Below are 13,642 nucleotides of genomic sequence, written 5' to 3'. Positions count from 1 at the left end.
GAATCATGTTGAAGAATTTATTAAATAAGATAGCGGTTCTACTGGTCATTATCGGTACGATGAATAGTTGTGACATGCCGTTGCAGAAAAATTACGACTATGAAAGTTCTGTTCTTGATCCGCATGTGAATATGACTGCATGGGAGTATATTAATTCTCGTCCGGATATATTTTCAACCTATATCGAAGCAATAGAATATACCGGAATGAAAGATTATTTTACTCAGACTGATACCGAATATACTTTTTTGGCATTGAACAATACTGCCATGAAAAATTTTATGGCAGATCGTTTTCCGGGAATATCATCTATTTCTGATTGTGATATGGAAAGCGTAAAAAAATTATTGCAGTATCATATTATTGAAGGAAGTTATAGCGCTTATGGAGATTTGCCCGTAGAAGCAATCCATGTTCTTACTTTGCTAAGAGGAGAAGAAGGTCTTATGACTATCCTGGTACGGAAAAATCCATGGCAAGCAGATGCGGGTAAAGTGATTATCAATGATACGGGGACAAATGGAAATTCTCCGATGAGAGCAGCTATCACCAGCAATATTATGCCTGTAAACGGTGTAATTCATGTCTTTGACTCATATTGCTATTATAAAAAATAGTTTATCATAAGTAGTAACGCTTAATATATAAACGTATGTTAAAAAAAATATTATCAATATTGTTTCTTACAGCTTGCATTTTACCGTTTTCGAGCTGTAAAGATGACGAAGAGACCTTAGATCCGTCATTGAGCCAACCGGTTATTAAGTTCGCTTATGATGATCTTCAGGCCGATATGAATGAAGTGGATAATTTGCCGGTAGTCGCTGTTATCCGTTCTGAGCTTGGACTGAAAAAAGTTATAATGCAAATCGAGACGGAAACAGGGATGATCGATTATAAAACGGTAACGACGTTCTTTAATGAGAAGGCATATAGCCTGTCTGAGAACCTGAACTATCAGGAAGATTATAAAGCTTTTGTCGTTACTGCGATCGATAAACTGAACCGGGAAGCCAAAGCGACTTTGGAGTTAGGAGTTACGGGAATAAAAGAAGGTCCGTCGATAGTCTTTGATCCTGAATCGATTACTTATGATGAGTTGGTTGGCGGGGATATGCCGAAAACGCATTTCACGGTAACCTCTGTCGCCGGATTGAAGAAGATCGAGATGTATCTTGTGTCGGAAAGCGGACAAATGCAATATGGTTTCCCGATCGAGTTTGATAATGCTGAGACCGAATATGTTTTTGATGAGCAGATTATGTATATGGAAGGGGACAAAGGTTTTAAAGTAAAAGCTACCGATGTTTACGGACAAGTGAAAATTGTTACGATGACGGTAAATTATCTGACACCAGCACCTCCGACTATTACGTTGAAAGAAGATACTGTATTTGCGGATAAGGATGAAACGAAAGCGATTACATTGCGTATGGAATCTCAACGCGGTATCCGCAATGTGAAAATTTATCGTATAGAAGATTCGCAAGAGGTGCTTGCCGCTACGAAAGATTTTGCAGACTCTCCTCTTTCGGTTACCGAATCTTTGGATGTATTGTTGACGAATGCGACATCTAAGCTGAAAATTGTGGCTACCGATGTTGTGGATAAGACATCGGAGGCGACGATGACGGCGATTGTCAATATGGATTTTGTCGCTAATCTTTCTGTCGGCAGCCAGATATTGGCTAATGGGAATGCAAATTATCCGGATGTATATGCCTTGATCTCATTGAAAGATATGAAGACTTATTCGGTAGATTATGCACTTGAAAGTTCGGCCAACGCTTCAAATGTAGATCTCAAATTTTATGCTTATGGCGGACAAGGGGTATTGCGTATGTATGCAATAGATGGAGGTAATGATACGAAATGTTCTGAATTTAAAGGAAAGAACGGATCGGTAGCAGATATGGAGGTTCAAAACAAAACTCGTTTGTTGGCAGTTCCCGGATTTGATTTCGATAATGCCACGGCAGAGTCTATATCGAATGCTATTTCTGCATCTAATATAACATCGAACAAAATCAATCCGTTTGTTGTCGGAGATATAATTGCATTTAAAACGGTAGATACCTCTACTGCAGGAGGCGGCCGTATCGGTGTAATGAAAATCTTGAGCGATACGCAGGTTGTGTCGAATAATCCGACAGCCCGTATCATAACAGTATCGATCAAGCTTCCGAAAAAATAAATCTTGAATGAAAATATGCGGTATGGCATTTTTATATGCTATACCGTGTATTCTCTTTTTTCGTAATCCTAATCAAGAATGTATAACTTCTGTTCAAATAGTGTTTTATGAAAAGATTGTTGACTTTATTTCTGCTGACGGTTTTACTTTTTCCCGTTTATTCGCAAAAAAAGGTATATGCCGATTATCATGGAATCCGCCGTACCCGTCTCTATGACGGTGAATTCGGAGAATGGAAGTATGCTTCGAAAATGACTTACAGCCCGGAAAAGTCAGGCGTTACTCAATTAACGTATAATCCTGATCTGATTTTGGCGAATGGACAGCATAATATCGCGGCCTATGAATATCCTTTGGTGGGTATGCAATCGCAATACGATCCGGATAATATCGAATATCAAGTATTAAGTGCCAAAACTGCCGGGATTGACGGATTTTTTGTGGAATGGGGTTATATAGACCATACATCGAACACTCTTTTGCAAAAAATTCAGGAGGTTGCGAAAAAGTATGATTTTGAAGTGGGCGTTAATATTTGTGATGGATGGTTGATGGAAAAGGGATGGCATGCCGGTACACGAGAAGAGAACGTAGAGTATTTTATTACCTGTATGCAATATCTTATAGATAATGTGTTTACCGGTTCGACAGCACCGATTGTCAATGGTAAACCTGTATTTTATTTGTTTCATGACGGATTTACCGCCGAAGAGTTTAAAACGATTCGTGAATATACTTATACGTATCCGGATGGTTATCCGGTAAGCGGTACGGATAAATTTCCGAATGTAATTATGCGTACGACACTTAACCCGTCTTTGACGAACGATGTATATACTCCTAAAAGTCCGTTGACACAAGCCGGTTCTGAATGGGTGAATGAAAATAAAGTCGTGCCTACACCTTGGATGCCTGAACGCATACGTACCGGTTATCATCTGACTCCTAAATTTCACCGATATGCTTCTGCTGATGATTGTGAAATATTTTTGAATGCTTTTGCTACGACGGTATGGCGTTCGGGATATCCCGTCAAATCGGGATTTGTAGCTCCCGGAATGAATAACTACGGGTGTGGAGGATGGTCAACGACCGGAAAACTTTCTTATATTCCGAGAGATGATGGAGATACCTATGAGAGAATGTGGGAATTGAATCTGAAATATAAGAATATGTTAAACATGATTTATATCGGATCATGGAATGATTATACCGAAGGGCATGAAATCGAACCGACTGTCGAGAACGGAGATCGTGATTTGCGTATGACGCTTAAATATGCGACACAGTTTAAAGGTGAAACCTCCTATGATGAATCGGGTATAACCCTGCCGCTCGAACTATTTAAGTTACGTAAGAAAGCTGAGTTTTTTACTCTTTGCGGCATAGACGGTTCTGCTTATACTTCTGATCTTGATAAGATAGCCATGTCTATATCCGATGGAGATTACGCCGATGCAGAATCGGAGATTGAGGATATGAAAGACCGGTTTGCTCAGTTGGAAGCAGGGGTAACTTCAGAGAGTTATCATATCGATGCAGCCGGTTTGACGATTACAGGCTCATTGAATGATGACGGTGAATATGTATTGTCTAATGGCCGTACCGGAGTAACGATAAAAGACAATGATCTTAAAGGTAAATTGGCTGCCCAGAATTATGAGGGATATATGAATTTCGAATATTGGGATGACACATGGGGTAAGAATATCAATATCGTATCCGGAACATATAAAGAACCCCGAGATATGTTCAAAACGATAGCGCAACTTAAGCATGAAGGACTGGGTGCATGGAAAACTGCGAAAATACGCTTATATAAAGAGAATGTAAAATATGGAGCAGAATCGGGAAATAGCGATATTTCGTTTTATGGAGACGATTCGAAGGTTTCTAAGATCAGAAATCTGTCATTTGATTTTACCGTTTATTCGACAACATCGGGAGCTGTTTCAAAATCGGTATCCGAAACATCTGTACGGCTTTTTATGTCCGGGAAAAAACTGAATATTCTTAATGCAGGGGAAAATGCCCGTTTGCAGATATATAATGCTGCTGGGGGAAGTTCGGTTTGTGATATGCTTGTGACAAAAGCGGTTGAAACAGTAGATCTTACAAGTTTGTCTTCGGGAGTGTATATTGCGTTTATTGTTTCGGACAGCCAGTATTCCTCATGTAAGTTTATCCGTTAACCGATAAAATATCCGGATCATGAAAAAAAGGCTACTATATAGATTAATGCCGCTTCTGTCTTTGTTTCTATTAAGTTATCCGACGATAGCGAAGAATACGGGGAACGGCAAAAAAGTATATGCCGATTATCATGGAGTACGTTATACCCGAAATCATGACGGGATGTTAGGTCGTTGGACTATGTATGCCGATACCCAAAAATCTCATACGGGGATAAATTCCTTGTGTTATAATGCAGATAATTTATCGGGAGATAAAGAGCCGTATATGAATGAAATTGCATCGGTTCATTATCCGATTCTCGGCATACAGTCCGATTTGGATGAAGACTATATCGAGTATCAAATTCTGAGTGCAAAGACTGCCGGGATCGACGGCTTTTTTATCGAGTGGGGATTTATGGGGCATGAGAATGATGTCTTGTTAAAAGCCATGCAAAAAGTCGCGGCTCGATACGATTTTGAAATCGGGGTGAATTGGTGTGATGGTTGGCTGTATTATGATTGGATAACCAAACGTTATCCTGAAATTAATACTCGCAAAAAAAAGACCGAACATTATGTACGTTGTTACCAATACCTTATCGATAGTGTTTTTACTGGAGTTACAGCCCCGATAGTAAAAGGATATCCGGTATTTTATCTATTTGGTCCTGGTGCGACTGTTGAAGAGTATAAATGGGCTTATGAAAGAGTCAGAATTCCTGTAGGAATGAATGCTCCGGTAGTCTTACGTCGGTGGGCAGATTGGGGAAGATTGGAAAATAACCGTTATATTCCGGTTACTCATAGCGAAGAAATTGATGAATGGATCGGTTTGGGAGCAGTTCCTACAGCATGGTTGCCTGCCCGTGTTCGTATAATGGATGCGGCTCATCCTTATTGGGATAATTATGCGGAAACGGAAGATTTGATCGAATTTATGAAACCATTTCGTGATTCGATCTGGAACAATCCGAATCCTGTTTTCAGAATCAAGTCGGGATTCGTGATGCCCGGTATGGATAATCGGGGATGTGCAGGATGGGGACGAGGGCATTTCTTTTATATTCCGAGAGATCGAGGAGAGACATATCGTAAAATGTGGCGATTCAATATGGCGAACAAGGATAGTCTGGACATGGTTTTTATTGCGTCATGGAGCGATTTTACGGAAGGTCATGAAATTGCTCCGACACGTGAAAACGGAATACGTGAACTGGAAACTACATTGTATTATTCCTCTTTATTTAAAGAAAAGATTGCAGATAAAAGGGGATTGCTTTTGCCGGAACGGTTGTTTTATCTTCGAAAACAGTTTGCCTTATTGAAAGATTCAGGCATAGACATCGAAAAAAAGCAAGTACGAATGTTAAATGATGCAGCTAAGTATATTTCCAAAGAAAAATATAAAAAGGCGGACGGATTATTGAGAGCTTGTACGGATTATGTCTTGAAAATGTCTTCTCGTTTGATGAAGGAAAATTTAAACCTTTCGGAAAAAGATCTTTTACGGGACTCACTCGATAAACAGGGATATGATGTCGGCAAAAGTTTGAAACTTTATTTGCCGAAGGATTTGCATCATAAGCTTTTAAAATATAATTATGAGGGATATATATGTTTTGAATATTTAGATGAAGGAGATGATTTCATTCGGATATATTCCGAAACAAATAGGATACCTAAGGATAAATATAGTGTTGTAGGAAGTATTCGCAAAAATAAGACCGGTCAATGGAAACCTGTTCGAATACGTCTTTATAAGGGAAATATCTTTTATAAAGAGAATAATCCGGCATTTTATATTAAAGGACGGGGGCATGTTCGAAATATTATGTTACAATATCAGATGATGCATTATGAAAATGATTGACCGAATTTGTATTCTTCTTGTTTTTCTGTTGTCCGGATGTTCTGTCTCGGAAACAGGTATAATATCTTTTCGGGAAGATAACGTTGATTATCGGGTCGAATTCTTTTCACCGCGGATAGTCCGGATATTATCATATCCGTCGGGAGATACTTTGGTTACGAAAAGACTTGTTGTAGATACCTCCTTACCTCGTTATACCGGTTATACTGTAAAAGATAATTCTTCTGAGTACCGTTTTGTTACTCCTGAACTTATCATTCTTTTTGATAAAAAAGAGAAAGCCTTTGAATTTAGAGAGGTCGGTACGGACAGACTTTTATTGCGTGAGAAGAATAATGGGGAGGCTCGAACGTTCCGCAGAGATACTGTTGCCGAAGAACCTTGCTTGCACGTAACGCAACGCTTTGTCCCGACAGAGAAAGAAGGTCTGTATGGTTTAGGTCAATATCAAACAGGTGTCATGAATTATCGCGGTGATACCGCTCTTTTGTTACAGGCAAATATGGACATAGTGAATCCATTTCTTATCTCTACTAATCGATACGGGATATTATGGGATAATTATTCTGAAACCCGTTTTAGAGATAATGAACAGGGATACAGTTTCGATTCGGAAGTCGGAGATGCCTCAGATTATTATTTTGTTTATGGGGAAAATATGGATGAGGTAATCGCCGGTTATCGAACTCTTACCGGGAGAGTCCCGATGTTCGGTAAATGGGTTTTCGGTTTTTGGCAATCTAAAGAACGTTATCGTTCGTTCTCAGAATTAGAAAATGTCGTGAAACGCTATCGGGAAGATAGTATCCCTCTTGATAATATTGTACAAGATTGGGAATATTGGGGTGATAAGACCCATTGGAACGGCCTGATGTTCGATACGTTGAATTTTAGCCGACCTAAAGAGACGATTGCCCGATTGCAGAATGATTATCACGTTCATTTTACGTTATCCGTATGGCCTGGTTTTGGAAAAGAAACATCTGTTTATAGAGACCTTGATTCTATACACGCTTTGTTTGATGAACCTACTTGGGCAGGTTATAAAGTATTTGATGCTTACAATCCTTATGCTCGGGAAATATTCTGGAATCATTTGAAACGAGGGCTATATGATCAAGGTGTTGACGGATGGTGGATGGATGCGACAGAACCTTCCTTCAGAGATGGGTTTACCCAGTTGAAGCAGGCCGAGAAAACAAAATCTGCCGGAAATACGTATATCGGTTCATTTCATAGGTATTTGAATGTATATTCGTTAGAATTGTTACGTTTTTTACACGATAAACTTCGTACCGAAAATGATGAAAAACGGGTGTTTATACTTACCCGGTCAGCGTTTGCTTCTCAGCAACGATATGCGACGGCGGTGTGGTCGGGAGACGTATCTGCATCATGGGAGAATTTTCGCAAGCAGATTGCTGCGGGAATAAATCTTTCTATGTCGGGCATTCCTTATTGGACATCGGATATTGGAGGTTTTTTTGTAACCGAAAGAGATGCTTGTTTCCCGAAAGGATTGGATGATCCGGCCTATAAAGAATTGTATCTTAGGTGGTTTCAGTTTGGGTGTTTTTCTCCGTTATTTCGGGCGCATGGTACGAATGTACCAAGAGAAATATGGCAATTTGGAGAACCCAGTTCTGTATATTATGATACACAGTTGAAATATATCCGCTTGCGATATAAATTGTTACCTTATATTTATTCCGTCTCTCGGCAGGTAACAGAGCGTCATGGCTCTGTTATGAAAGGGTTGTGTATGGACTTTGTCTCCGATACATCTACATACGATATTGCCGATGCGTATATGTTCGGTCCGTCGTTGCTGGTTAGCCCTGTCGTGACTCCCGGTGCACGGGAGAAGAGTACATATCTGCCCGGACATTCCGGAACGTATTGGTATGACTTTTATTCCGGTGAGGCATATCGTGGAGGACGTATGCAAAAAACTTCGTCACCATTAGATGTCATTCCTCTTTTTGTGCGGGGCGGGTCGATATTGCCTATGACCGATGTGAAACAATATGTTTCGGAATGTCCTGACCTGAAAGTAGAACTCCGTATATATACAGGGGCTGATGCCTCTTTCGAATGGTATGATGATGAGGGTGACTCATATCGATATGAAAACGGGGAGTTTGCTATATGTCCTGTCTTGTGGGATGAATCGGATAAAAGTGTAACATTGGGAGATCGTATAGGAAAGTATCGGAATATGACTGAAAATCAACGAGTAATTGTAAAAGTTTATTTCCCGGAACAATCTACCCCGATAGAAAGAGAAATTTTTTATACAGGAGAAAAAATAAAAATCGATTTTAAATAACGCATAATTATGAGAAAGAACTTAGTATTTGTTTTTCTAATAGCATTGTTCGCAACAGCTTCAGCCGGAGTACGAACAGTCTATACGATAAATGACCGATGGAAGTTTTGTCCGGGATCTCCTTTTGATGCGCAAAATATCGGAGCTGATGATAGCTCGTGGGAAACCGTAAATATTCCTCATACTTGGAATAATCTTGACGGAGATGATGAGATCCCGGGATATTACAGAGGTCCGGCGTGGTATAGGAAATCTATATTTGTAGATGAGTCCCGGGAAAATCAGAGTGCGGTTATTGTTTTTGAGGGAGCGAATCAGGTCGTGGAACTTTATGTAAACGGACTTTATGTGGGTAAACATATAGGGGGATATACCCGATTTAATTTTGATATCAGCCGTTTCCTTAATTATGGAAAGAAAAATGTTTTTGCTATAAAAGTAGATAACGGGTATGATCCTAATATACCTCCGTTGTCGGCAGATTTTACCTTTTATGGAGGCATTTATAGAGATGTTTACCTGATGTTTGTCGATAAGGTACATTTGGCGACAAATGATTATGCGTCTTCGGGAGTATATATTCGTACACCTGAAGTGACAGAGAAAAAAGCGGTTGTGGAGATTACCTCTTTGGTCAGTAACGATACTGATTCTCCTGTGGAAATTATTCTTGAAAATAAAATATGCGATGCTACCGGAAAAGAGGTGAAATCTTTGCGGACAAATCTGAAAATTGCATCTCGGACTACGGAAACCGGTATACAAAAGAAAATCATAATCGATAATCCTTTGCTTTGGGATATTGATAACCCGCATCGCTATCAAGTTTATACACGTGTTTATGATAAAAAGGGCGATGTCCTTTATGACGAAGTTTCTAATCCGCTCGGACTTCGTTGGTTTGAGTTCGACCCGGAACGGGGGTTTTTCTTGAACGGTAAGCCGAGAAAGCTGGTCGGAAATAATCGGCATCAGGATTATCTGGCTAAGGGAAATGCTTTGCGGGATGAGATGCATGTCAGGGATATTTTGTTGATGAAACAGATGGGAAGCAACTTCTTGAGAGTATCTCATTATCCTCAAGACCCGGTTATTATGGAGATGTGCGATAAGTTGGGAATTGTAACTTCCGTTGAAATACCGGTTGTGAATGCGGTTACCGATACGCCGGAATTTCTTGAGAATTCGGTAAATATGGTGAAGGAGATGATCCGGCAGGATTTTAATCGCCCGTCGGTAATGATCTGGGGATATATGAATGAAATATTGCTTCGGCGTCCGCGTACGGATGAGGATTTTCTAAAATCTTATTATCCCGTTGTGGAAAAGACAGCGAGAACGTTGGAAAATACTATTCGAAAAGAAGATACGTCCCGTTATACGATGATGGCATACCATAATGCTCCTGATTTTTATGAACGGGCTCATTTGACGGAGATACCGATGATTATGGGATGGAACTTGTATCAAGGATGGTATGAACCGGATATCGATGAATTTCAAAGGCTTCTTGACAGGGCTCATGATAAGTATAAGGGAAAAGTGTTGTTGGTGACTGAATATGGGCCGGGAGTTGATCCGAGACTACACTCTTATAAACCGGAGAGATTTGATTTTTCTCAAGAGTACGGAATTATTTATCATCGTCATTATTTGCGGGAAATGATGGCACGTCCGTTTATTGCCGGATTTACAATGTGGAATCTGAATGATTTTTATTCCGAATCCCGAATAGATGCCGTGCCTCATGTAAATAATAAGGGTGTAACGGGGCTCGATCGTGAGCGTAAAGATACCTATTTGTTTTATGAGGCGTCTTTAGGGAACAAAGATGTCTTGCGCATAGGTAACCGAGAATGGAAAAATCGAGGAGGAGTCGTAAATACGGTAGAAAATACATGTGTTCAATCTGTTCCTGTATTTTCTGACTATCCGGTGGTTGAGTTATATGTAAACGGCAAAAGTATCGGGTCGAAAAAATGCGAAGAGAATATCGCGTTTTTTGATGTTCCGTTTGTCAATGGAGAAAATGTTGTGGAAGCAGTTGCCCGTAAAAACGGGAAAGAGCTGCGTGATATGATTCGGATCGATTTCAAACTTATTCCCGATGATTTGAAAAATGGAGACGTTCCTTTTACCGAAATGAATGTTATGCTCGGTTCTCCCCGTTATTTTGAAGATCGTACGGCAGAAATGATCTGGATACCCGAACAGCCTTATAAACCGGGAAGTTGGGGATATATCGGAGGTGAGCCTTATCGCAGAAAAACAGGCTTCGGTTCGATGTTAGGTTCTGATATAGATATATTCGGAACGGACAATAATCCGATTTTCCAGACTCAACGTACCGGTTTGGAAGCTTTTAAAGCGGATGTCCCGGATGGAGAGTATTCGGTATATCTTTATTGGGCGGAATTGGACACTGATAAAAAGAAAGAATCTTTGGTATATAATCTTGGCGCGGATACGGAAAACGGGGGGTATAGTAAGCGTACTTTCGGATTGGAAATAAATGGTAATCCGGTAATGGATAAGGTCGATATTGCTGAAGATTACGGTTTTGGTTGTGCTGTTATCCAGAAGTTCATTGTGAATGTAAATGACGGGAAAGGCCTGACTGTTGGTTTTAAACGTATAGAAGGAGAACCGATATTGAATGCTATTCGCATTTATAAAAATTATTAGGAGATAATCAGGTTATAAAATGAAAAGATTTTTTACATATCTGATATGTAGTTTGACGTTTACCATGATGATTGCCCGTTCCGAAGCGTCCGGGAAATTCGACATATATCTTTGTATCGGTCAGTCTAATATGGCAGGGCGGGCGACTTTAACACCGGCTGTTATGGATACTTTAGTGAATGTTTATCTTTTTAATGACCGAAATTTTTTTGAACCGGCCGTTAATCCGCTGAATCGTTATTCTACAATAAGAAAAGGGATAGGAATGCAGAAATTAGGGCCGGCTTATTCTTTTGCCCGTAAAGTTTCAGAAAAGAGTGATTGTAAAATCGGGCTTGTCGTAAATGCCAGAGGCGGCTCTTCTATTAAATCATGGGAAAAAGGAGCATCGGATAATTATTATGGAGAGATGTTGAGCCGAATTAGAGAAGCCTTGAAGTATGGTCGGTTAAAGGCGGTATTATGGCATCAGGGGGAAGCCGATTGCCGTTATCCCGAGTCGTATAAAATCTATATTTGTAAATTGGTTGAACAGTTGCGTGCAGATTTGAATATGCCTGATTTATTGTTTGTTGCGGGAGAAATTTCTCGATGGAACTGGACAGGGCATACCGAAGGAACAATCCCTTTCAATAAAATGCTCAGATCGTTAGAAGATAGCATTCCCCGATTTAAGGTGGTATCATCTGAGGGGTTGAAACCGTTAATTGATGAGAACGATCCTCATTTTGATACCGATAGCCAAATTATACTAGGAGAACGGTATGCAGAGAAAGTCCTCCGATATAACAGGGGGAAGTAATTAATTCTTTTATTTATAAAATGTTGTATTATGAAAAGATTTAGACTCTTTTTGGCAGGAATAGTCGTTATGGCCGCTGTTTCTGCAACACAAGCCGCTGTTGTGACAGATGGTTTTGATTTTGTTGAAAATTTGGTGGTCGGTAGCCAGAATTATGTACAGACTGCACCGGTCGATTATCTCGAATCGTTTGCGTTTATTTCGGTAAATGATTTGAAAACCTATGCTTTTGATGATGTTTTCGGTGTACAGGAGAATAATATAGATATGAAATTCTATATTATGGGAGGAAGTAATAATGCAACGGTACGTCTGTATAGTATGGATGGCGGTAATAACACGAAAGATTCGGAATATAAAAGCGGAGATAAAACTCAGGCCGATTTTACGGTAAAAAATGCAACTCGTTTTATGGCCGTTAAAGGTGTTGATTTTGATGCGGCTACTGTTGATCAGTTGAAGAGTCTGTCATTTACAGGGACGAATGCTGTGAATCCTGTGAATGAAGGGGACGTTATCGTATTTAAAACGGCAGAGACTTCAAAAGCTGCTGACCGTTTGGGATTGATAAAAGTTCATTCTATCGTAAAAGAGAATGAGACCAGCAGTAAAGGGGTGATTACTGTGTCTATTAAAGTGGTGAAACCGGCAAAAGTAGAAACTACGGGATTCCGTTATGGCGTTGTGAAAGTTGGTACTTATGGATTTTCTACAGGAACAGTTGAAGGGTATGAAGGTATAGGCTCTCTTCTTTCGATAAAAGATTTGAAATCATATACCGTAGATGAGGCTAAATCTAATTTTAGGAATGTGGATATAAAACTTCATTTGCAGGGAGCTGATTCTGAACCTCGTGTGTATAGTATGGAAAACGGAGATTCAAAAAACTCTCAATATAAAGATGCCGAAGGAAATACATTACAATCTTTATTGACTGCGGAAACGACGAATGCAACTCGTTTTTTGGCTGCCGACGATATTGATTTCGATAATGTAACAGCATCTGAAATAGCGGCTATCGATCCGGAGACGATCGGAAAAGGGACGATAAAACCTGCTGCCGAAGGAGATGTCATTCTTTTTAAAACCGATGAAAATTCAACTGCCGGAAGTAAGGTCGTAGGAGTAATGCGTATTGATCGGATAACTTTGGTTAATAACGTGAATAAAGAGCTGGGCTGCTATACTGTATCGATAAAGGTATTGGATAATACAGAAAGTGTATCTGTCCCGAAAGTCTCTAATAACGAATGGAGTTTGAAGGGCAAGAGTGTTCGTATTTTGGTCGATACCGGATCTAAACTGAATGTATATGCTGCCGGTAGCGGACAGTTAGTAAAGACAATTGATGTTGTAGCCGGAGATGTGATAGATTTTTCTAATTTTTCGGGTGCTCATATAGTTTCTTATGGAGGAAAGTCGGAGAAGGTGATTTTCTGATATGAGTTGTGAGAAAAGATTTGTCCGTTAAAAGTCCTGTGAGAATTTTTGACGGACAATCTTTTTGTTGTTGAAAGCCATTAAATTTCCTGATAAAGGAATGTTATCCGATCATTTTTGTGTTTTTCCTAGCCTGTTTTTTTGT

8 protein-coding genes are annotated in these 13,642 nt (G+C 39.8%); all 8 read left to right on the top strand.

What is annotated here, in order from left to right; genetic code table 11:
* Positions 1-5 precede the first annotated feature (5 nt).
* The 8 genes from QUE35_RS07945 to QUE35_RS07910 all read left to right on the top strand — a co-directional run bounded on the left by QUE35_RS07945 (position 6) and on the right by QUE35_RS07910 (position 13,497).
* Entirely contained in the window at positions 6-617 is a 612-nt protein-coding gene (locus QUE35_RS07945) for a fasciclin domain-containing protein (RefSeq protein ID WP_009318095.1), read from the top strand.
* Positions 618-652: 35 nt separating this feature from the next.
* The gene (locus tag QUE35_RS07940) at positions 653-2,194 is read left to right on the top strand and encodes a hypothetical protein (RefSeq protein WP_022603024.1); all 1,542 of its coding nucleotides are present in this window, start codon (positions 653-655) and stop codon (positions 2,192-2,194) included.
* Between the two features lie 107 nt (positions 2,195-2,301).
* Positions 2,302-4,386 (top strand): hypothetical protein, encoded by a 2,085-nt coding sequence (locus QUE35_RS07935; RefSeq protein ID WP_022603025.1) that lies wholly within the window; start codon positions 2,302-2,304, stop codon positions 4,384-4,386.
* A 19-nt stretch (positions 4,387-4,405) separates the two neighbouring features.
* A complete protein-coding gene (locus tag QUE35_RS07930; RefSeq protein ID WP_031258950.1) occupies positions 4,406-6,241 on the top strand; it encodes a glycoside hydrolase family 71/99 protein in 1,836 nt (611 codons plus the stop codon).
* Positions 6,228-8,570, top strand: a complete 2,343-nt coding sequence (locus QUE35_RS07925) for a glycoside hydrolase family 31 protein (protein WP_022603027.1) — start codon at positions 6,228-6,230, stop codon at positions 8,568-8,570. Before QUE35_RS07930 ends, QUE35_RS07925 begins: the two co-directional genes overlap by 14 nt.
* A gap of 9 nt (positions 8,571-8,579) precedes the next feature.
* On the top strand, positions 8,580-11,255 hold the full coding sequence (locus QUE35_RS07920) for a glycoside hydrolase family 2 TIM barrel-domain containing protein (protein ID WP_022603028.1): 2,676 nt from the start codon (positions 8,580-8,582) through the stop codon (positions 11,253-11,255).
* Between the two features lie 19 nt (positions 11,256-11,274).
* Complete coding sequence (locus QUE35_RS07915; protein ID WP_031258951.1) at positions 11,275-12,057, top strand: sialate O-acetylesterase; 783 nt, start codon at positions 11,275-11,277, stop codon at positions 12,055-12,057.
* 30 nt (positions 12,058-12,087) lie between these two features.
* A complete protein-coding gene (locus QUE35_RS07910) occupies positions 12,088-13,497 on the top strand; it encodes a hypothetical protein (RefSeq protein ID WP_022603030.1) in 1,410 nt (469 codons plus the stop codon).
* Positions 13,498-13,642 lie beyond the last annotated feature (145 nt).

Source organism: Coprobacter fastidiosus, assembly GCF_030296935.1.
Lineage (GTDB): Bacteria > Bacteroidota > Bacteroidia > Bacteroidales > Coprobacteraceae > Coprobacter > Coprobacter fastidiosus.
This window is presented reverse-complemented; position numbering and strand designations above follow the sequence as displayed.